The organism is Paenibacillus polysaccharolyticus (assembly GCF_023714295.1).
GTDB classification, from domain to species: Bacteria; Bacillota; Bacilli; order Paenibacillales; family Paenibacillaceae; genus Paenibacillus; species Paenibacillus polysaccharolyticus_A.
Genome location: NZ_JAMAUN010000007.1, coordinates 169,985 through 191,434 on the forward strand (window position 1 = coordinate 169,985; position 21,450 = coordinate 191,434).

At 48.6% G+C, this 21,450-nt stretch carries 16 protein-coding genes; 6 read left to right on the forward strand and 10 right to left on the reverse strand.

Annotation, left to right across the window (positions count from 1 at the left end):
• Positions 1-50: 50 nt before the first annotated feature.
• From M3629_RS17805 to M3629_RS17820, 4 genes are all read right to left on the reverse strand, one after another.
• Positions 51-782, reverse strand: coding sequence for a sugar phosphate nucleotidyltransferase (locus tag M3629_RS17805; RefSeq protein WP_251508942.1), 732 nt, complete (start codon positions 780-782; stop codon positions 51-53).
• Positions 779-1,552 carry a glycosyltransferase family 2 protein gene (locus M3629_RS17810; protein WP_251508944.1) on the reverse strand — a complete coding sequence of 258 codons (774 nt, stop codon included), beginning with the start codon at positions 1,550-1,552 and terminating at the stop codon, positions 779-781. The genes M3629_RS17805 and M3629_RS17810 overlap by 4 nt, the downstream gene beginning before the upstream one ends.
• The gene (locus M3629_RS17815; protein WP_251508946.1) at positions 1,549-2,619 is read right to left on the reverse strand and encodes a glycosyltransferase family 2 protein; all 1,071 of its coding nucleotides are present in this window, start codon (positions 2,617-2,619) and stop codon (positions 1,549-1,551) included. Before M3629_RS17815 ends, M3629_RS17810 begins: the two co-directional genes overlap by 4 nt.
• Before the next feature lie 171 nt (positions 2,620-2,790).
• Positions 2,791-3,750: a glycosyltransferase family 2 protein gene (locus M3629_RS17820; protein WP_435368241.1), complete on the reverse strand. Its 960-nt coding sequence runs from the start codon at positions 3,748-3,750 to the stop codon at positions 2,791-2,793.
• A 629-nt stretch (positions 3,751-4,379) separates the two neighbouring features.
• Here M3629_RS17820 and M3629_RS17825 point away from each other — a divergent pair.
• Positions 4,380-5,942 carry a M4 family metallopeptidase gene (locus M3629_RS17825; protein WP_251508953.1) on the forward strand — a complete coding sequence of 521 codons (1,563 nt, stop codon included), beginning with the start codon at positions 4,380-4,382 and terminating at the stop codon, positions 5,940-5,942.
• A gap of 186 nt (positions 5,943-6,128) precedes the next feature.
• On the opposite strand, the gene M3629_RS17830 is transcribed toward M3629_RS17825, so the two are convergent.
• On the reverse strand, positions 6,129-10,037 hold the full coding sequence (locus M3629_RS17830) for a WIAG-tail domain (protein WP_251508955.1): 3,909 nt from the start codon (positions 10,035-10,037) through the stop codon (positions 6,129-6,131).
• A gap of 348 nt (positions 10,038-10,385) precedes the next feature.
• Between M3629_RS17830 and M3629_RS17835 the strand changes: the two genes are divergently transcribed.
• Positions 10,386-11,516, forward strand: coding sequence for a YheC/YheD family protein (locus M3629_RS17835; RefSeq protein ID WP_251508957.1), 1,131 nt, complete (start codon positions 10,386-10,388; stop codon positions 11,514-11,516).
• A gap of 84 nt (positions 11,517-11,600) precedes the next feature.
• Positions 11,601-12,395, forward strand: a complete 795-nt coding sequence (gene asd, locus M3629_RS17840; protein ID WP_251508959.1) for an archaetidylserine decarboxylase — start codon at positions 11,601-11,603, stop codon at positions 12,393-12,395.
• Between the two features lie 437 nt (positions 12,396-12,832).
• On the opposite strand, the gene M3629_RS17845 is transcribed toward asd, so the two are convergent.
• Positions 12,833-13,618 carry an AraC family transcriptional regulator gene (locus M3629_RS17845; protein WP_090919385.1) on the reverse strand — a complete coding sequence of 262 codons (786 nt, stop codon included), beginning with the start codon at positions 13,616-13,618 and terminating at the stop codon, positions 12,833-12,835.
• Between the two features lie 60 nt (positions 13,619-13,678).
• Positions 13,679-15,136: a PLP-dependent aminotransferase family protein gene (locus tag M3629_RS17850; protein WP_251508961.1), complete on the reverse strand. Its 1,458-nt coding sequence runs from the start codon at positions 15,134-15,136 to the stop codon at positions 13,679-13,681.
• Between the two features lie 261 nt (positions 15,137-15,397).
• Here M3629_RS17850 and M3629_RS17855 point away from each other — a divergent pair, with 261 nt between their 5' ends.
• From M3629_RS17855 to M3629_RS17865, 3 genes are all read left to right on the forward strand, one after another.
• Positions 15,398-16,015, forward strand: a complete 618-nt coding sequence (locus M3629_RS17855) for a pyridoxamine 5'-phosphate oxidase family protein (protein WP_251508963.1) — start codon at positions 15,398-15,400, stop codon at positions 16,013-16,015.
• A 165-nt stretch (positions 16,016-16,180) separates the two neighbouring features.
• Positions 16,181-17,479: an aminotransferase class I/II-fold pyridoxal phosphate-dependent enzyme gene (locus M3629_RS17860; protein WP_251508965.1), complete on the forward strand. Its 1,299-nt coding sequence runs from the start codon at positions 16,181-16,183 to the stop codon at positions 17,477-17,479.
• Between the two features lie 223 nt (positions 17,480-17,702).
• Positions 17,703-17,828, forward strand: a complete 126-nt coding sequence (locus M3629_RS17865; RefSeq protein WP_208606778.1) for a YjcZ family sporulation protein — start codon at positions 17,703-17,705, stop codon at positions 17,826-17,828.
• Positions 17,829-18,000: 172 nt separating this feature from the next.
• Here M3629_RS17865 and M3629_RS17870 read toward each other — a convergent pair whose 3' ends face one another.
• The 3 genes from M3629_RS17870 to M3629_RS17880 are packed head-to-tail and all read right to left on the reverse strand — an operon-like array spanning position 18,001 to position 21,377.
• Positions 18,001-19,218 (reverse strand): ABC transporter permease, encoded by a 1,218-nt coding sequence (locus tag M3629_RS17870; RefSeq protein ID WP_251508967.1) that lies wholly within the window; start codon positions 19,216-19,218, stop codon positions 18,001-18,003.
• A 1-nt stretch (position 19,219) separates the two neighbouring features.
• Positions 19,220-19,972: an ABC transporter ATP-binding protein gene (locus tag M3629_RS17875; protein WP_123064660.1), complete on the reverse strand. Its 753-nt coding sequence runs from the start codon at positions 19,970-19,972 to the stop codon at positions 19,220-19,222.
• Positions 19,973-19,997: 25 nt separating this feature from the next.
• Positions 19,998-21,377 (reverse strand): DEAD/DEAH box helicase, encoded by a 1,380-nt coding sequence (locus M3629_RS17880; RefSeq protein ID WP_251508969.1) that lies wholly within the window; start codon positions 21,375-21,377, stop codon positions 19,998-20,000.
• Positions 21,378-21,450: the final 73 nt, after the last annotated feature.

Below are 21,450 nucleotides of genomic sequence, written 5' to 3' on the forward strand. Positions count from 1 at the left end.
ATCGGTTTCGATCCACGCAACGCACCGCGGCTGTATCATGTTATTTCCGGTTAAGGTAGCTGCCCTTTCATGCGTACAGCTGCCTCCTGGAGCGATTCAAATGTGCCGGCATCGCTCCAATATTTTTGCAAAATGTCATACTCCAATCCGCCGCCGGATGCATAATGGTTGTTTACATCAGTGATCTCCAGCTCTCCACGTGCAGACGGTACAATATTATGAATCAGGCTAAACACATGGTCATCATACATATATATGCCCGTTACACAGTAAGAGGTCTTGGGCTGACTTGGCTTTTCTTCAATGTACGCGATACGTTCCGGATGGTGTTCATTAAAGACAGGCACCCCGTAGCGACGTGCATCGTCCACGCCTTTAAGCAACACTCGCGCCGTACCCGCAGGTTGCTGCATATATCGCTCTACATACGGTTTCAAATCATCGCTGAACAAGTTATCACCAAGCAACACCACAAATTTTTCGCCTGGCAGAATAAACGATGATGCCAGATCAAGAGCCTCGGCAATACCGCCAGCCTTTTCCTGAATACGATACGTCAGCCTGACCCCATGATCCGCTCCACCACCAAGATACTCCGTATACAAACCAGCGGAATGTTTGTTGATAACAATCAAAATATCCTCAATCCCTGCCTGACGAAGCCTGTCGATACCATACATAATCATCGGATGTTTACCGACGGGAAGCAGATGTTTATTGATAAGCTGGGTCAGAGGGTACAGCCTGGTTCCTGTGCCACCAGCAAGAATTACACCTTTCATTCCTTGTTCCCTCCTTCATCGGATATGTCCATAAATTCAAGCGGATCGACTTGCCATTTATTTATGAAAATGGAGCGGTTACGCTCCAGCAACTGTTTCCATTCCGCATGATCTGTCTTTTGAAAACTCGCACTGCCTTGATGATGTACAAGGACATCACCACATACCAACAAACGGAAGCCCAGAAGCCTAGCCCGATAACAATAGTCGTCATCTTCATAGTGGCCAGGGGAATACGCTTCGTCAAGCCAGCCTACGGCCTCCAGTACACTTCGTTTCATCAGCATACACAGCCCTACGATTCGGCGTACTTCCTTCCATCTGGACACATCCGAAACATTATTGGCAGCTGCTAGCTCCTGAAAATGTGGCACATCCCGAAACGTCATATGAACCTGCTGAATACCACTGGCATAGTTCGTGACTGGCCCGATGATGCCAACGCGCTCTTCACTGTATAGTGCTGTGCGCATATTTTCGAGCCAGCAAGATGTAACGGTAACATCGTTGTTCAGCAAGAGCAGCTCATCTCCGCAGGCCATTCGAAGTCCAGTATTGCAAGCGGCAGGGAATCCCCGATTTTCGGGTAAACGAACAAACCGGATGCGCTCCTTGGCACAATATTCGGCAGTACCATCCGTCGACCCATTATCTACAACGATGATCTCATACGATGTCGTTTCTTCCGTGTATGTTCGGATGGCCTCGACACAAGGCCTCAGCAATGAGAGTCCGTTATACGTGGGTATAATGATGCTGGTCAGCGTCATCTCACATTCCTCCTGTACGCTACCTCTGCACGGGAAGGAAGGTTGGTCCGAAGGGCATATTCACTCGTGCCCATCCACGCCGCGAGTGCTTCCAGATGATCCCCAAGAATCAGTCTGGCAACATCGTTACCACTACCCGTGTTCCCGGCACGCAGTCGGTTTGAGCGAATGACATCCACTTGGCATGGAGCGGATACCTTGAGTCCCTGCTGGATTGCAAGCATCTGTGCCTTCGGCGGAACGGCCAGCGAAGCAGATTTTACAGCCTGAATCATTCGCCTCGACAGGGCATGGGGCACAGCGGTCATCGAATTCGAACCAAGGTCCCGCCGACCTAATGTATGGTTCAAATAAGCTTTGATTCGGCTGACTTCGTCCTGCTTGGAAAAAGGAGGAAGTAAGGAAGTCAAATCGTTTAACGCTACATCCTGCCCCCGGTCAATCGCGAACAGGAACGGTGCCAGTTGTTCCGCAGGTATAACCATGTCTCCATCCACAAACAAAACGGTCTCTGCATCTGTCATTTTGACTCCAAGCGCCCGACCCACATCATGCCCGGCTCGTTCCGGTTCATACACAAGTGTAATGCCTGAATGTTGAAGCACGTGTTCCAGACTGTTATCCGTCGTACCGTTTAATACAACTACAATATCGCGGAGGGGCAGACGTCTTAGTTGTACCAGCACTTGCCCAAGTGTGCGTTCCTCATTACAGGCACAGACTACGGCAGCAGCAACATGTCGGAGGGGAAGCGGTACAATCTCTGGTACATGGCCTGAGGAATTCGCATAGCCTTGAATAAACACCCGGCCTGACTGCAATGCAGCTTCGTAGCTAGTCTGTTCCGGCAGATTCGCCGCGTGTACTTGCCACGTTTCAGAAGCATGTTTATTCAGGTTGTCGGAGTCTGCCCTGAATTGTTTGCCTGCAAGCTGGCCTGCTCTCCAAAATGGACGTAGATCCGGCATCACCTTCCGGACATTCCGCCGGCTCCACCCAAGATGCTGAGTACGTGGCGCGCGTTTCCCCTCAGCTTGCTTTCTGCTCCGGGGTCTGCCCGCCGCCATTCGCTTGGCTCGCGTCCGTCTCTTTGCCCTTACTCCTGATCGTGTTTTTATCGCTGTCACCTCCGCATGTTGCCGTTTCTATCACATAATCCTTTATTTCTTCATGGCTGGGCTAATGAGTTCAGCTTACTTACCGATCTAAAGTTTTACCGTTCTGACGATTACAACTTCTTATTGAGCCAGACTACGAATACGCTGTAGATCAGAGTACCCTCCCCGTGGCCCCCGTGTATCTGTCATCCAACGGATCGCCTCCAGATGATCGTTCAGTACGACTTGGCTAAGTAGATCAGCACCGCCTCGTTTCCTCGTGCGTACAGCATTCCATTTGCCTACAGGCACATGATGAACAGCTTGCACCCGAAGGCCGCCGATTATCGCTTTGGCATGAGCAAGTGGCGGAATTTCCAGTGAAGATATGCCAATGATCTCAAGTGCCTGCCTACTGAGCGCATGAGGAATGGCTGTCATAGAAGCACCGCCAAGATCGGATCTGGAGAGCAGACTGTTCAACATATGTTTTGCTTCAACGACCGGATGAACAGGGCTCCGTTTCAGCGGACCGTTGTAATTGTTCAGTGCAACATCGTCTCCATTCAGTACAGCCTGAACGAAAGGTGCCAGATGTTCGGCCGGGATCAGAATGTCTGCATCCGTGAACAGCAGGATCTGCCCTCGGGCTGATGCTGCCCCTACTCTTCGTCCTGCATCATGTCCCAGCGCTTCAGGGTAGTGGAGTACCCGTGCCCCAGCCCGTTCAGCTTCATTTGCTGTGCCATCGGTTGACCCGTTTACAATAACCAGTACTTCCGCATCGCGGCATATACGTGTCGCTTCACGGACTACAGCAGCAATGGTTCGTTCCTCGTTCATCGCTGGAATAATCACCGATAGCACAGGTTGCCGGAGAACTTCTCTGTCTTGCGCAGTAACTTCCCCAATCATCTCATGTGATTCTCTCCGATCGTTCGCATGAAATGAATGGTTAGGAGGTAAGGAAATGACATAGGTCTTTGTACCCTTTTTCTTTCTCGTTTGGATTCTTCTTTTTCCAAGTGCAGGTCTGAAACGCTTTTTTCTTGTTTTTGTTGCATAATTGGCTCTATTACGTTGTTTCCGCAACAACTTCACCTCCCACTGTCCATCCTGATCATGCCAAGGGAGTACACGTTATTCTATGTATTCGTGGAGCAGTGGAAACGGCGTATGTCCTTATCTTACTTAGGTTCTGGGCAAGAGTGTAAGTAGACCCATCCTGTGACCCGACAAGATTCGTCAATATTTTTAAAAATGACATCTCTTCCCTGTCCTTAGACACAATTTTCGAAAAAATTTAAAATTGTATCTTTTCCAATCTTTTACACTGTGATACTATACGATTCAAGCCACACAATTTACATTTTTAACCTTGTTGAGAACTCACGTTCCCAAAACCTCTTTCTGTCCATTTATTGACCTTCGGTTAGTTCAGACGTTTGATCTCCTCCATTTACTACACAAACAGACCATGAACTTGAAAGGAGTGATGCCGTTCCCAACCCGGCTTCTTCTTCCCGCATGCCACACACGGATTGAACATCCCGGTTCTCCGTAGAACCTTCGGTTTGCCGCAATCATTAGGGGACAACCCCTGCTTCTTAAACATACTTCTGTTTGAGCCCCTCACTCCGCCCTGCCAGATGCAGACGGAAATCCAGCCGAGTTAGGCATAAACCCTTTTTTTTCAAGCAAAATCTAAAATGAGAATAGGAGAGTTAACAATGAAATTTGCCAAAGTTATGCCAACAATACTTGGAGGAGCTCTTTTGCTCGCTTCCGTATCCTCTGCCGCTGCAGCGCCATCTGATCTGTCTAATCCACTTGAGGCTCCTTATGCCTCCGAGGAGAGTATCCTTTTGAACAACAATCCGGACGAAACGATCTACAATTACCTTGGACAACAGGAAGAGTTCCTGAACTCCGATGTCAGAGGCCAACTCAAAATCATTAAACGTAACACGGATACTTCCGGCGTAAGGCACTTCCGTCTGCAACAGTACATCAAAGGTATTCCGGTCTACGGTGCTGAACAGACCCTCCATCTGGACAAAACGGGCGCTGTGACTTCTGCCCTTGGTGAACTTCCTCCTGTTGAAGAACAAGCGATTCCTAATGACGGCATCCCAAGTATCAGTGCAGAGGAAGCGATTAAAGTAGCTTCGGAAGAAGCGACTTCCCGGATCGGCGAGTTAGGTGCACCGGAGCTTGAGCCGAAGGCTGAACTCCAAATTTATCATCATGAAGATGACGGTCAGACCTATCTGGTTTACATTACCGAAGTGAACGTGCTTGAACCTGCACCGCTTCGTACCAAATACTTTATTAACGCCGTGGACGGAAGCATCGTATCCCAGTTTGATATCATTAACTTTGCCACGGGTACAGGAACAGGCGTACTGGGTGACACCAAAACGCTGACGACAACGCAATCCGGCAGTACCTACCAACTGAAAGATACCACTCGGGGTAAAGGCATCCAAACCTACACAGCGAATAATCGCTCCTCCCTGCCAGGCACGCTGCTTACAGATTCCGATAACGTATGGACGGATCGCGCAGCTGTAGATGCACACGCTTATGCTGCCGCTACTTATGATTTTTACAAAAATAAATTTAACCGCAACAGCCTTGATGGTAACGGATTGTTGATTCGGTCGACAGTACATTATGGCTCCAACTACAATAATGCCTTCTGGAACGGGGCACAGATTGTATTTGGTGACGGCGACGGCTCGTTGTTCCGCTCATTCTCTGGTGACCTGGACGTTGTCGGTCATGAATTAACACACGGGGTCATTGAGTACACGGCCAACCTGGAATATCGTAATGAACCGGGCGCTTTAAATGAAGCTTTTGCCGATATTATGGGTAACACCATCGAGAGCAAAAACTGGCTGCTGGGTGACGATATCTATACCCCTAACATTCCAGGTGACGCCCTGCGCTCCCTGTCCAACCCTACGCTGTATGATCAGCCTGACAAATATAGCGACCGCTACACAGGTACCCAAGATAATGGCGGTGTTCATATCAACAGCGGTATCATCAACAAAGCTTATTACCTTGCAGCCCAAGGGGGCACACATAACGGTGTAACCGTTAGCGGCATCGGCCGGGATAAAGCCGTACGTATCTTCTACAACACACTGGTGAATTACCTGACACCAACATCCAAATTTGCAGCTGCCAAAACAGCAACGATCCAGGCGGCCAAAGACCTCTACGGCGCCAATTCTGCCGAGGCTACCGCCATCACCAAAGCTTATCAAGCTGTAGGACTATGATCGTTAACTAATCGTGTGCAGCATCTGTGATCTTCACCAAAAGTAAAGCCGAACTTATTATTTTTCTTTCTATATCTTATGTTAAAAAGTTAGCCTCGTTTCCGACACCCCTCATGTCCGAACGGTCAGGCTTACTAAGCAAAAGCGGTGTCCGGGACATACTCTGGACACCGCTTTTGTATATTTTTAAGCCGATGGCCCCGCTGCGATCCAGGACAACAAACCATACGTATGCTTGCAATCCGCTGTCCGCGTTACTTCCAGCACAGCTTCATCCTCACTCTGGGATAACAGCGACACCTGAAATCCACGGTCATTGCTCATGGCTACAATGACATAATGCTCCGAATCGAACGCCTCTTCGAAAACGATCGTCACTTCGGTACACGTTTCATTCTCCGGCAGAACAAAAGCTTCCATGCCAAACTGCTGCACGGCAGGCTGTTTACTGACACTACGTACCGGCTTGAATGCCAGATGTTCGGCTTGAACAGCACCAGTCTGCAACTGTTCACTGCCTACAGAACCATCACACAAATGCTCTTGTGTTACCGACTGAGGCTCAAGGGTATAGGAGACTGGCACCTCTGTATCAGCCCCTTGAGGGGTGATAGAGTTGGATAAGTCTGTGTCAGCTACATCCGGCGATAATGTATTTTCTCCATCCGATGCATCTTCAGCTTCAGTGATTCCCGTAGCAGACTCGCCTTCCATTAATACGGCATCTACTTCCGAATCATTGTATAGCCCAAGCAGCTCTTGAAGATTCAAATTTCCGGCTTGGAACTCAGCAGGCGCATCCGGCGACGACTCCGCGTCATCTCCCCAGGCAAACAGAGCTTCGTTAGGCAGGCCAACCGACTGTATAAACTGTTGTACTTCCTGCATGGCTTCTTGCCTTTTGAACTCGGCAAGCTGTTCCAGCGTTTCTGCACTGACCTGACGAATTGTATTCCAGATCTCTTCACTTAGATGTGATGTGCCCACGATTCCATCATTTAAGTGACTGGACGTGATACTTTGCTCACTTAACTTACTGCCATCAATAGCACGATCAGCGAGATGCACAGACGATATCGTGCCCTCTGTCAGTTTACTGCCGTCTACACTGCCATCTGCCAGTTTAGATGCCGTGACTGCACCATCTTGCAGATGAGCTGTGTTTACAGCTTCTTCGCTCAAATGGCTCGCCGTGATGCTTCCATCCGCGATATGATCCGCACGGATTGCACCTTCTGCGATATGTGCAGACTGCACACTCTCATCGGTCAAATGAATGCTGGATACCGTGCCCTCTGTCAGTTTACTGCCGTCTACACTGCCATCCGCCAATTTAGATGTAGTAACTGCACCATCTTGTAAGATGACGGAGCGGACAGACTCTTCCTCCAGATGTTCTGTTCCAATACTCCGCTCCTGAATATGGTAGGAGAAAACAGCCCCATCCTGGATATGACGAGATTGAACTGCACCTTGCTGCAGGTGTGTAGCACCCAGAGATTCCAACTGCAGATGCAACCCACTGATCAGCCCTGGCTGTAAATGTGCTTCTGTTACAGAGAGCGGAGCCAAATGTTCTGTATGCACCGCTCCGGCCATCAAATGATTGGAAGATATCGCCTGCTCGGTAATATGCTCACTGCGAATGACCTCTTCTCTCAGATGAGCGCTATGGACAGACTGAGCAGTCAAATGATCTGATTTTATACTGCCTTCAGCGAGATGCATGGAATCAACGGATGCTCGTTGCAGATGTTCGCTTCCCACTGCCCCGTACTGTAATTCCTCGCCAGATACCGAGTCGGTGGCCAGATGTTCTGTTGTCACTGTTCTTTGACGAAGCTTGCTACCGGGGATGCTGCCGTTTGCAAATAATTCTGGCGTACGCACCTCATCGGACAGATGCTCCAGCGAGATCGTATGCTGCTTCAGGTGATATCCACGAATCGTTTCAGCAGGGATATGTTTGGCAACGATGCTTTCAGCCATAATCTTGGCGGAAGTGATACTGCCGTCAGCCAGTTTGGCCGAGGTGACCGATAGATCAGCCAGCTTATCTGTAGAGACACTTTCCGGTGAGAGTTTAGGTGATGTCACAGCATGATCTGTAAGATGTGGTGGAAAGATGGAACCGCCTGCCATCTGTGCTGAAGTCACGCTGCCCGGAGCTATTTTGTCCGTCGTAATTGCCGCACGTGATATGGCATCGGTCTGAACGCTGCCCGGCTGCAGGTGAGGGGCACCTACGGCATGCTCTGTCAGGTGCTCGGCTTTCACTGCATACGGCCTCAGTGCTTCGGAATCCACACTGCCGGGAGCCAGATGAGCCGTTGATACGGCTGCTTTGGCCAAGTGGGACGAATTGACCGTCCCTGAGGCTATAGCTTTGCTTGTAACCGCACTTGGAGCGAGTTTATCAGCCGTGACACTCTCAGATGCCAGCTTTGCGGTTGTGACTGCTTCATCCTGCAATTGGAATGATCCTACAGAAGATTCTGCCAGATGTTTTTCCAGCACAACACCTGAAGCCAGTGCATCCGCAGACACACTTCCCTCGGATAGATGTGTTGTCTCGATGCTTCCACTCGCCAGATGTATGGAATGAATAGCACCATTATCAACATGAACCGGTGTAATGCCTCGATTGGCAATATGTTCCCCGCGAATCGAGCCTTTAGCCAGATGTTTCCCGAGCACAGCTTCATCGGATATTTTAGAAGCGACAACGCTTTGATCTGCCAGTTTCGAAGCCGTCACTGCCTGCTCCAGCAATTTCGCTGTTCCCACCGATTGATCTGCCAGCTTGCTGCTAATGATCGCTCCATCGACTAGATGCTCACTACCGATTTCGGCATTGCCGATCTGTTCGCTCCCTACAGCAGCAGCTCGAATCTGTACTGATCCGATCGAACCATCCACCAGATGTCGTCCATTCAAGGCATGTTCGGCAATATGCCGTGTATGAATCGAGCCATCCTCAATCTGTTCGCTGCCGATGCTGCTTGCCAGCAATTGATTACGTCCAACAGAACCTTCAGCCAAATGAGACTGTTTCACCGAACCGGCCTGAATGTGGCGTGTATCAATAGATTGCTCTTCAATTTTGCTACCTGTCACCGCTCCATCACGAATCTTGGCACTGGTGACCGCATCATCCGCCAGTTTCGAGGTATGGACAGCTCCACCAGCTAAATGACGGGTCTCGATCCCGCTAATCGCGATTTTTTCACCAGTAACAGCTTGATTCTGGATTAATTCCTCTGTGACGAGCAGGCGACTCAGATGCCTTGTGCCGATGGAGCCATCCGCTATTTTGGTTGCATCAATGACCTGATTACCCAGCTTCTGTGAGGTAATGCTGCCATCCCGGATTTTGTCTCCAGCGATGGATGCATTTCTGATTTTGTGACCTGATACAGAGCCATCAATCAGATGTTCCTCCGCAATCGAAGCCTCAGCCAGCTTAGCAGAAACAATCGCACCGTCCGCAATATGAATACTTGTTACTGCATAATCCTGAAGCGCCTCGCTTCCTACAGCTCCTGATTTCAGCTTGGAGGCGTCCACCGAAAAAGGAGCCAGCTTACTTTCCGTGACGGCAAACTCACTGAGGTCATCTGTATAAATATACTGTCCTTCATAGCCTGGCATCTGGTTCTGGTTTAATTGTTCAAGACGCTGCTTGCCTGTTGAACGGCTTAGGTTATCCTGTTCTTTCAATGGAAGGTGCGCAATGCTTCTGATCTGAAGTTCTTTTTCTGCGTTTTCCTTTTCCACATTATTTTTTTCTGCATTTAATGGGGCAATTTGTTGCGGCTGCCGGGGCTGTTGCTCCTGCACTATGTCTTGCGCTTCCACCACAACTTCAGATTTATTGACCGATGCATCTGGCGTCGTCTGATCAGATGTCGTTACGGTATCAGCAATAACTTCCTTGGAGGCAACTCTATCCGAAGTCGAAACCTCCTCTTTTTTCACTGTTTTTTCCGGCTTGCTGAATTCCAGTCGCCGATCCATCAGATCCAGCTCCCTGAATTTGGGACTGATATGACGCACTTTAGGCGTCACAACCTTTTTTTTGCCTTTTTTACTCATGAGGCCAACTCCTTCCCCTAACGTTCATCTCCGGCATCATATGCTTTGAGCTGGGCATCTGCCACTTTTATGGCCCTACTTTTGCACATCCTTGATCAGATTCCTGTCTACTCAGGTTAACGTTACATCTACCCTGGCGTAATTAGGCTGTACGAAGTGAAGAGAGAAGGCGGCTGTCCACGCCCCGCATCCGCTCGTTTCATAAGATAAGATGTCTGGACAACAACGGATGTATAAAAGTGCCTCTGCACACCGGTCTGCGTTATCGCGATGTTAAAACCATGCATTGACAGGCCGGCATACTGAAAAAATTCATGGTTGCGCGATAACAATGAAGGAGGAACGGTCATGCTCCAAGAAACGATCGGCATTATGTTCGATTCACGCATGTACCGGGGGATACCGGCCGGAAGGACCGGTCAGGAATCACTCGCCAATTATGAACAGGCTGCAGCCTGTTACGGATTAACGCCTTGCTTTTTAAGGCTGGAGGATATCGATCTGGATCGTAAAACATGTCTGGCTTATGTGAAAAAAGAAGGTCGTTACGTCCGTGAGCGTATACCACTTCCTTCCGTAATCCATAACCGTGCGCTCCAGCTTCGCCGTGCGGAACAGCGACTGATTACACGTTTGCTCCTGCAAGGCATCCAGGTGTATAACGTGCGTAATCGTTATCGGAAGGACCATGTGCATGATATGCTGCGGCAAGACTTTTTTTTAAAAGATCATCTGCCACACGCAGTCAAAGCAACGCCCGAATCGCTCACTTACATGATGGAACATCATAAAGATCTCGTCATTAAACCGTGTAGCGGCAGCATTGGTCATGGCATTATGCGTCTCTTCCAGCAGGAGGGCCATTGGAGACTAACCTGTGAAACGAGGGCATCGCGTAAAGGCTGGGCCACCTTCAAGCTGAACCGGGGACAGTTGCCTTCCGCTACACTAAGGCGGATATTCCGTCATGCTTATCTGATTGAAGAACGGATTCGGCTCATCCGGTATGAGGGAAAGCCCGTTGATCTGAGAGTATCCGTGCAACGCGGGGGAGATGGGGTATGGAGTGTCACTGGCATGTTTGCCAAGGCAGCTCCGGCGCATACGTTTGTCACAAACATTGCGCAAGGCGGCAAAGTCATGACTGTGGCTGGAGCACTTGGTCTGGCTGAACCGAGTACGGAGCTGTTCCAGCTGCAAGCCCGAATAACTATAGTCGCCCTTCGTATTGCTCACACGCTAGCTTCCAACTTGCCTCATCTGGCTGATCTGGGCCTCGACCTCGGCGTAACCCAAAACGGAGGCATTTACTTTATCGAATGCAATGGCAGGGATCAGCGATATGGGTTTCGTAAGGCTGGCATGCAGGAACATTGGCAGATGACATATAACAAACCAATGGCGTACGGACGTCTGCTCGTCAATCACAACTCCAGCATTCCAAGACAGCCACAAACCTATGATCGTGGATTGTATTGATTTCATTCGTGATTTGTGTCAATATTATGCAGAATGGCCGCTTTTGCGGCCTTGAAGTTTGTATTAACCCTAAGGGGGATATTCATGGCAAAAACGCTGTTGCGATTAATGACTGAGCTTTCTTCGCGCAAATGGATCTCCCGGACCGTGGGAGCTTTCTCCAAAAGCCGGGGAAGCAAAGCATTTATCCCTTATTTTGTCCGGACCTACAACATCCCTGTACAGGAAGCCGAGAAGGATTGGAAAGAATATCGTTCCCTGAATGATTTCTTCACTCGCAAATTAAAACCCGGGATGCGCCCGCTAGACCTTTCGGAACATGCATTGATCAGCCCTGTCGACGCTAAAATTACGGCAGCAGGCCCGATTTCCGCAGGAACCATTCTGAATGTAAAGGGACAAGATTATACACTTGCTGAATTGTTAAACCACTCTCCACATCTGGAGAAGTACAAGCATGGTTATGGTTTTGTGCTCTATCTCAGCCCGCGCGACTACCACCGCATTCATGCACCTGTCAGCGGTCGTAAGATGGAGAGCGAACATATCAAAGGCAAAGTTTATCCTGTGAATGATTTCGGACTCACCCATATGAAATCCGTGCTCAGCCGCAATGAACGGCTTATTACGTATATTCAGCATGATTATGGTGAAGTAGCTGTCGTCAAAGTAGGTGCAATGAATGTCAGTAGTATCCAATATGCGGATATCGACACCCAAGATTGGGCTCAGGGAGATGATCTGGCCTATTTCGAGTTCGGTTCTACCGTTGTACTGCTTATGCAGACCGATACCTTCGAACCGCTCCCTGATTTGAAACCTGGAGATTCCGTTAAAATGGGAGCTTTACTTGGTCGTCTGAAACCCAAACAACCCTAATTTCATACGTAAATAAAGAGGATGGCTCAGCACCTGCAATCAGGTGTTATGCCATCCTCTTTATTCTCTATCCTTCATTTGCCTATAATTCATGATATGAAATGTTACCATTCTAAATTGCCTAACGAAATATCATTTCATGTATACATGCATGGCGCTGCCTCTCTCCGGTTGGAACGCCAGTTCATTATAAGGTGTAGCCATCTCTCCAAACTTTAAAACCATACGTCCTGCAGTTCTTCAACGGGTTTCAGCCGGCGCAGGCGTTTCCGAAAAATACTGCATCCCTTAATGGAATTTCTACGGCTACGAACCCGTCTTTTTCCGTTCATCATCACATGTTCCTCCTTGTAAGGTCATCTGGAATGCTAGTTACTTACCCTAGCCATCCAGCATTGAAACGTTGTGATGTTTGCATACGAGACGCTGACATGGTTTTAACGAATCTCTGACGGACTTTTGCCCGTATATTGCTTGAACTGACGACTGAAGAAAAAGATATCCCGATAACCCAGTGCATCCGCAACTTCGGTCACGTTCATACCGGTATGCACCAGAAGATGTTCTGCCCGTTCAATACGCATACGAATAATATAGGACTGTACCGATGATCCGACAAGTTCCTTGAACTTAATTGAGAAATAACGCGGCGACAGACCAGCTCGCGCGGCCAGATCCTCTACACGATGTGTAATTCCGGGATGCTGGCGAACATAATTGGCTACCTCCTGAATCACATCGGACAACTGATTACTTACCTTTTTCTCCACAGGTTCTTCCGTATCCGCACGCAGTAAATGGATCATCAACTGCTTCAAAATCAGCCTGCTCTCTTCATCACGTCCATACACATCGGACAAAAACAGCCTTACGTAACGTGCAAGCAAATGCTCAAACTCCACAGTCTCCTGCACTTCACGGTAAGACTGAGGCACATCCACAACAGGCTCGTCCACATCGAAATGAATATATGTAAGCACCAGTGGTTTCTGCCTGTTATGCGTTGCGCTTGTATGGTCTCCCGGACGAAACAGGAAACAGCTTCCTTTGCCAACCTCGTAAGGCTGATCATTCAAAATAACCGTGCCTTCACCGCTCCACACGTAAAATAAATCATAATTTTGCATCGGTTTTTCTCGCTTCTGCCACTTCCAGCCCGGTTCACAGACTATTTTGGCGACAGCGGGCAAAATTACAAATGATGACGGCGATGCCTGCAGCATGTCGCCACTCCCCCTTGACAGTTAATCTCTTTAAACACTTATCCCATTATACAGCGGAATTCACTGAAACGAAAATGTACACTTCTCCCACGCGGCTTGCATCCGCTTTATCCCTTCGCGAATCTCCTCTTTTTCCAGATGAGCGAATCCGAAACATATTGCAGCATGCCCCGGAGTTAAGCGGTACTGCTCCACATCCCGGAACAAAACGCCCTCTTTATGAACCTCTCCGGTAAACCGTTCATAACTTGCTTGGTCCCCGTTCCATATCGCATAAATGGTCAATCCGGCATCCCCTGGTTGCATGGTGAAGGCTTGTGGCAACCAACGGTTCATCTCCTCTACAAAAAAGTCATGCCGCTCCCCATATAGCCTGGTTAATCGACGTAAATGCCGCATATATCCACCTCGTGTCATAAATTTGGCTAGTGCACGCTGTTCCAGCAGCGCGGGTGACACCGGTTCATACAGAGCTTTGGCAGCCAGAAGTGGCTCGACCAGACTGCTTGGCAATACCGCATAACCGAGCCGGAACGAAGCGGGCATCGTTTGGGAGAAGGAACCGATGTATATCACGCGTTGCTCACGATCAAGCACCTTAAGTGGTTCAATCGGACGTCCGCCCCAGCGAAATTCACTGTCGTAATCATCTTCAACAATAACGGCATTTTGTTTTGATGCCCAGTTCAGTAAGGCCCGCCTTCGTTCCAGCCCGAGTACCGCTCCGGTCGGGAACTGGCGAGTCGGCGTGACAAATAACGTTTGTGCATGCCAATCTTGCGGGATAATACCTCCTTCATCAACCTCAGCTGGTATCACCTGACCACCGCAGGATCTGACCGCATGCAGAATGCCTTGATAACCCGGACTTTCCAGCACCACCGGGCTTCCCTCGTGAATGAGTAATTGGGACAACAGCGTAATGCCTTGTATCGATCCACTGAACAGTACGATCTGGGAGGCATCCGTTTGAATGCCACGTGTCCAGCGAAGATGTGCGGCAATCGCTTCCCGTAGCTCTGAATCACCGGCTGCACCACCTACATCTCGCCAGCCACTACGATGAACCGCAGCGAGCGCACTTTTCCACTCGGCTTTTGGAAAATGTTCTGGCAGCAATCGCTGCATCCGAAAATTGATGACGGATTCCTGTTCCAGTTGAACCTCTTCACGTGAACGTTTGTGTTCTGCGGTTAGTCCGCGAAGACGCTCTCCCCATGGAGATAGAGACAATACCGCTTCGCTATGATTGTTGTGATGCACGGACAAGGATTCCGTAACATAGGTTCCTTTTCCCCGATAAGCATGGACATATCCATCCGCAAGCAACATATCGTATACCTGGGCTACCGACCCGCGTGACATGTCGTACTGTTTCGCCAGTAAACGCGTAGAAGGCAAACGTGTTCCTGCATCCAGTGTACCTGAATGAATCGCATCCCGCAGTGCGTGATATAACGCTTGATATTGGTATCGATATTGAAGCTCATAAGAATCAAGTGGCAGCCACAATTCCATGCGATTCTCCCTCTTAACATGTCTTCTCGATCTTTACTTTTATGTTTCCTTCTATCTTTTCCTAGTCTTACTTCCTGTTTAAGATCACTCTCATCCCAATTGGCCTATAAAAATGAATGTAAATTGGATCTATTTTACTGTCAATATTCGTTTTATGGTTATCTTCATGGAATACATGCTGCAATCCTATTTCTGACATGTTATAACGGTTTCTACATTCCGACATGTCCTAACACTTTCTAAAATAATGGGGGAAATTATATGAGACGCAAAGAATTTTCGGTAGAAGAGGAACAGGAAATCATTACTTTTTTGGACCAGTGCTCTTTTGGTTTTCTGGGTACCGTCAGCCCGGATGGAGAACCGAGAGTTACACCGCTGAATTTTGTATATATGGATGGTTGCTTTTATTTTCATGGAAGTTTAGCCGGGGAAAAAATGAAACAGATCAAACAGCACTCGTCCGTCAGCTTTACCGTGGCGGAGGAATTCTCGCTGATTCCTTCTTTTTTCAGTGATCCTGAACTGGCTTGTCCTGCAACCTCATTTTTCAAAAGTGTCATGGCCTCCGGTCTGGCAGAGCGTGTAGAAGATCTTGATATTAAAGGCAAGGTACTTCAGCGGTTTATGGAGAAACTCCAGCCGCAAGGCGGTTATATACCGATTGACGCGCAAGACTCCCGCTACACCGGAAGGCTCAAAGCTGTAGCTGTCGTTCGAATCGTACCGGATCGACTCAGCGCCAAGTTTAAATTCGGGCAGAATCTGACGCCTGAACGATTTGATCATATCAGCGGTGAATTGCATAAACGAAACGAAGGCCGGGATCATGAAACGGCTGAAATGATGCGAAAATATTGTCCGTACCATCAGGAGTAACACACCAGATCCAGCCTTAAATTCAGGCTAATATTGCATTCTGACCCCGCGCAACAACGCGGTGAAGTGATATAACTGTCATATTGCGTAATTTCCGTGACGGGGCCATGTCAAGGTGTTATAATGTTAGGCAGTGAATCACAAAGACTTGGAAGGATGAAAAAAATGAATCCACTGGCTGAACAGTTGAACGAAAGTATTCAGGCCGGCAGCAGTCACGTCTACTCCATGCTGTCACAACTCGGCAAAGAAATTTATTTTCCAAAAGAAGGTATCTTAAGTCAATCTGCGGAAGCAGCAAGCTTGGCTAAGACCTATAATGCAACGATCGGTATCGCTCTGGAGGGTGGAGTGCCAATGCATCTTCCGGTGATTCAGGAAAAGTTGTCCGCATTCCAGCCGAAGGATCTGTATCCTTACGCGCCTCCTGCAGGCAAACCTGAATTAAGAACCGTTTGGAGAGAAAAGATGCTGAGAGAAACCCCTTCACTGGAAGGCAAATCTTTCGGAAACCCGATTGTAACGAACGCACTAACTCATGGACTCAGCATCGTAGCCGACCTGTTCACTGAAGAAGGGGACGCTGTTATATATCCGGATAAAAACTGGGAGAATTACGAGCTGACTTTCGGAATTCGTCGACACGGCCAGTTGATTCATTATCCATTGTTTGATGATCAATTGAACTTTAACAGCAACGGACTGCTTCAGGCGTTGCTTGCACAGAAGGACAAAGGAAAAGCCATTGTTTTGCTGAACTTCCCGAACAATCCGACAGGTTACACGCCAGGCGGCGCAGAAGCAGATGCCATCGTAGATGCCATTCGTCAAGCTGCAGAAGCCGGTGTAAATGTTGTTGTGGTTACAGATGATGCATACTTTGGCCTCTTCTTTGAAGATTCCATTCATGAGTCTCTTTTTGGTAAATTGGCCAATATTCATCCACGTGTATTAACGGTGAAGATCGACGGTGCAACGAAAGAAGAATTCGTATGGGGCTTCCGTGTAGGATTCATTACATTTGCTCATGAAGATGCCGCTATTTTGCATGCATTGGAGCAAAAAACACTTGGCATCATCCGTGCAACGATCTCTAGCGGTCCGCATCCTTCACAGACTTTTGTTCTGGATGCGCTGAAAGCACCGGAGTTTGAAGCACAGAAACAAGAAAAGTTCGAGATTATGAAAGGCCGCGCCAACAAAGTTAAAGCGATCTTAGACAGCGGTAAGTATGGGGACGTATGGGATTATTATCCTTTCAACTCCGGCTACTTCATGTGTCTGAAGCTGAAACAAGTCAGTGCTGAAGCACTCCGTAGCCATCTGTTGCACCAATATGGTGTAGGCACGATTGCACTCGGTGAATCCGATCTGCGGATTGCCTTCTCTTGTATCGAGGAAAATGGTCTCGAAGAACTGTTCGATACGATCTATCGCGGCGTGCAGGATCTGCAAACGACTTAGCATATAAGTAAATATAACCTTCTAATTTAGATGGTTTCAAAAATAGAACCCTTTGCGGCACATTGCGAAAGCTAATGTCATCGCCGAAGGGTTCTTTGGTATCCAGGATAGATGCCCAAAACACATATGCACGGGCAGAGGCCCAATCAGCCTAACGCCATGGCACATAATATACGATGTACGCAAGGGCGTGCCAAACCATCACTCGAAAGGGGTATGACCCATGTCCCAAGTTGAAGATACAAGAGGCGGATACGGATACTGTGGCGTTGGAGGATTCACAAACATTGGTGCCATTCTCGTACTGTTCATCCTGCTCGTCATCATCACAAAATCCTTCCTGTACTAATACGCCTTCGCTATGTATACGCGCAAGACATCATGAGTTTACATCACACATCAAAAAGAAGGGTATTTCGGGATACAGCCCGAAATACCCTTCTTCTCTTGCTCTTACGCATAATTCACTTGTGATGAATAAACCTGACGGCTCAGCGAAAGCTTAAGCTACTTTGGTTCTTCTACTCGTCCTCTTCCTCTTTGAGCCATTTGCTACCCTGCGAACGACGCATCAGCACGATGACAAGTACACCAAGTACGAGTGCAATGCCTGTGATACTCAATCCTTCCATTCCTGCTGCCAGCATCGGCAACCACATGAGCAATGCGGCTATAGCATGCAGTTGGAAGATGAAACCGAGCACCTGTGAACGGCGGCTCTCTCCTGAGATCGGATAAATCATAATCCAGAAGGATTCACCGTGACTGCGGCGCAGTACCCCCAGTTGAATGCCTGTAAGTAGCAGGAAGAACAGATATACCCCGATTCCGAAGTAACTGCCTGCCGTCCACCAGGAAAGCAACATACCCAGGATGATCAGACGCAGAACAATGGTGAATACTTCCGTTCGAATAAATGTTTTGGTCATGAGATATCGATAAGCCTGCCCCGCATTCCATGGAAGACCATTGCCCCATTTGCTGAGCCAGCGGCGAGAATTTACCTTTTGCCCAGACGATGGCACATCGACAAACCAACCTAATGTACGCATCACTCTGCCTGCCTGCGTCTGTTCCACCTGAATCAGACGTTCCCAAGCGACTCGGTGTTTAACAGGTACACGCAGTGCAACGATATAAACAGCGGCCAGTAACAACAGAAACCAAAGGCTGCGTAGCGGCGGTTGCCATAACCAGGCTGCAACGGCAAGGATCGCTATTGCCCAGCGGAGTATCCGATATCCTTTGGACGCCCCAGCTTGAACCATCCTCAGTTCTTGCCATGCACCGTAACTGGACAACACTTTCCATAACACGAGAAACAACATGGACCAGCCCAGTGGTTTGGCATCTACATCTGCCCTTACATAGAGTGGCCACAAGGTAAGAAATACAAAAAGTAACAACAGCATTTTATAAATTACGCCACGCACGAAGCTGTTTTTTAAATAATCCTGCATCCGGTACTCCTGCGGCCGCAGGAAGACAATATCTGCCGGAAGCAAATATGTACGATAACTGCTAAACAGTGCAAGCGGAGCCAGCAACAATAAAGCAATCCAGCGAATCGGAAATCCCGCAGGAATATTCTGTACAAAAGATGTATACCAAGCGGAGAAAGCGATGACGAGAAAAAGAAATACCATCGCTACACCGCTCTGGATGACATAGCCCACATAAGGTAAAATCCCATTCCAAAAACCTGTCCGACGTTGCTTCCATAACTGCTTGAGATCCATGCTAATCCCTGCCTTGCACGAGGGAGTAGAACATATGCTCCAGCGGTGTATCGGGCTCCCCGAACTTTGTACGCAGTTCGTTCAGTGTTCCTTGAGCAATGACTTGTCCACGATGCAATACAACGAAGCGGTCACAATAATTTTCAATCGTGGACAAAATATGTGAACTCAGCAGAATAGAAGACCCGGCCGCTTTCATCTCCAGCATAAAATCAAGCAGTGAACGAATGCCCAGCGGATCGAGTCCAAGAAATGGTTCATCGATAATGTAAAGTGGCGGTCCTGCCACGAAAGCGCACATAATCATGACCTTCTGACGCATCCCTTTGGACAGATGTGTGGACAGACTTGTGCTTTTCTCATTCATGCGGAACAAGTCCAGTAGTTTCTCTGTCCGTTGTTTGAAATCGGCCTCGGACACATTGTACGCCCTCGCCGTAAACTCCAGATGCTCCATGACGGTCATTTCATCATATAATTCGGGAGATTCCGGCACAAAGGCCATCGCAGATTGGTAGATCTGTGCGTCCTCATCCCGTTTCTTGCCCATTACCCGAACCTCTCCCTGCTGCGGAGTCATCAGACCGAGAATGTGTTTCATCGTTGTACTTTTGCCAGCACCGTTTAATCCGATCAATCCGACCATTTCTCCGCGGCCTACTTCCAGATTCACGTCATGAAGCACTGGCCGCTTGGCACTGTAACCTCCACTAAGCCCGCTGATTTGCAGCACAGGCGATTGAACATTTTCCATCTATCCCTGCACCCCTTTCATCCGATTATTCCTCAGAGCGCGGCGCTCTGTCTTTGCTCCACTTGGGTGCCCCCTTGTTTTTGCGGTTCCGGTCGCTATCTGTGCGGCCTGTATTGCCTGACGGCTTGCTACCTGCAGGTCGTTGCGTTGAACTTGAAATGGTTGCTCTCGTCCCTGGTTTCCGGTCCCCCTGAGCTGGCTTACGATCACGGGACTGTCCTGGTTTCCGTGAGAACGAATGTCCTTCAGGACGTGTATCTGGCCGCGGATCAGCCACCAACACTTTACCGCCGAACAGCGTACGCTCCTGCAATTCAATGCCGAGTTCACGAGCGAATTTACGCATGATGAAAATTTGCGTTTCATCGACGATGGACAATACAATTCCTGAACGTCCCATTCGGCCTGTCCGGCCTGCACGATGAACATAGTGCTCTGAGTCAAAAGCAGGGTCATAGTTGATGACCATTGGCAAACCTTCAATGTCCAGTCCTCTTGCCGCCACCTCGGAGGCGATCAGCAATTGAATTTTGCCGTTACGGAAGGCGGCGAGTACGTTGCTGCGAGTCACTTTGTCGGCATCTCCGTACAGCGCAGCTGCGGACAGCCCGAGGTGATTCATTTTTGCCTCAACCTCACCGATATCCTCCGTTGCATTCACAAAGACGATGGCCCGATCCGGGTTATACTGTCTAACAAGACGACGCAGCATATCGATCTTGTTGCGGCTTTCTTCCACAAAATAATAATGTTCAAGTCCGGCAGCCGTCGCACGATCCGGTTCAATACCGATATGAACAGGCTCTTTCATCTCGCGCTTTGCAAGTGTAGCCGTATGTTCGTCAATTGTAGCTGACAGGAAGATTAATTGACGGTCGCGCAGCGCGCTTTTCAGCACAAATTCCACGTCACTTACACCGCCGAGCTGAAACACCTGATCCGCTTCATCAATAACAATCGTCGATACATTGTGCATTTTCAGCTTTTTAAGTGTGATCAGTTCCTTCAACCGTCCAGGCGTACCAACAACCAGTTCTGGATGTTCACGCAATTTCTCGATCTGACGTTTCACCGCCGCGCCGCCGATCAGACCTTGTACACCGATGCCACGATCCGCACCGTAACGCTGAGCCTCACGCACGATTTGCATTGCAAGTTCCTGCGTTGGTGCAATAATCAGTTTTTGGGTTCCTTTAATATCACTTTTGATGGATTGTAGCAACGGTAGCAGGTACGCCAGCGTTTTGCCTGTTCCCGTCTGCGACTTGGATACGACATCCTTGCCTTCCAATATAACTGGAATGGTCTGTGCCTGTACCGGGGAAGGTTCGTTAATTCCGTGCCCAGCTAACAATGCTCCCAGATCCTCTGCTACGCCAATTGATGCAAAAGTTTGATTCGTCATGTATTCCATCCTTTAAATTTATTCGTAAAAAACAAAGCCTGTCATCACATTACCTTTCATTATATGCGAAAAA

Coding starts and splice junctions, on each gene's coding strand:
- M3629_RS17805 (WP_251508942.1), bottom strand. CDS start 782: ATGAAAGGTGTAATTCTTGCTGGTGGCACAGGAACCAGGCTGTACCCT.
- M3629_RS17810 (WP_251508944.1), bottom strand. CDS start 1,552: ATGACGCTGACCAGCATCATTATACCCACGTATAACGGACTCTCATTG.
- M3629_RS17815 (WP_251508946.1), bottom strand. CDS start 2,619: ATGGCGGCGGGCAGACCCCGGAGCAGAAAGCAAGCTGAGGGGAAACGC.
- M3629_RS17825 (WP_251508953.1), top strand. CDS start 4,380: ATGAAATTTGCCAAAGTTATGCCAACAATACTTGGAGGAGCTCTTTTG.
- M3629_RS17830 (WP_251508955.1), bottom strand. CDS start 10,037: ATGAGTAAAAAAGGCAAAAAAAAGGTTGTGACGCCTAAAGTGCGTCAT.
- M3629_RS17835 (WP_251508957.1), top strand. CDS start 10,386: ATGCTCCAAGAAACGATCGGCATTATGTTCGATTCACGCATGTACCGG.
- asd (WP_251508959.1), top strand. CDS start 11,601: ATGGCAAAAACGCTGTTGCGATTAATGACTGAGCTTTCTTCGCGCAAA.
- M3629_RS17845 (WP_090919385.1), bottom strand. CDS start 13,618: ATGCTGCAGGCATCGCCGTCATCATTTGTAATTTTGCCCGCTGTCGCC.
- M3629_RS17850 (WP_251508961.1), bottom strand. CDS start 15,136: ATGGAATTGTGGCTGCCACTTGATTCTTATGAGCTTCAATATCGATAC.
- M3629_RS17855 (WP_251508963.1), top strand. CDS start 15,398: ATGAGACGCAAAGAATTTTCGGTAGAAGAGGAACAGGAAATCATTACT.
- M3629_RS17860 (WP_251508965.1), top strand. CDS start 16,181: ATGAATCCACTGGCTGAACAGTTGAACGAAAGTATTCAGGCCGGCAGC.
- M3629_RS17865 (WP_208606778.1), top strand. CDS start 17,703: ATGTCCCAAGTTGAAGATACAAGAGGCGGATACGGATACTGTGGCGTT.
- M3629_RS17870 (WP_251508967.1), bottom strand. CDS start 19,218: ATGGATCTCAAGCAGTTATGGAAGCAACGTCGGACAGGTTTTTGGAAT.
- M3629_RS17875 (WP_123064660.1), bottom strand. CDS start 19,972: ATGGAAAATGTTCAATCGCCTGTGCTGCAAATCAGCGGGCTTAGTGGA.
- M3629_RS17880 (WP_251508969.1), bottom strand. CDS start 21,377: ATGACGAATCAAACTTTTGCATCAATTGGCGTAGCAGAGGATCTGGGA.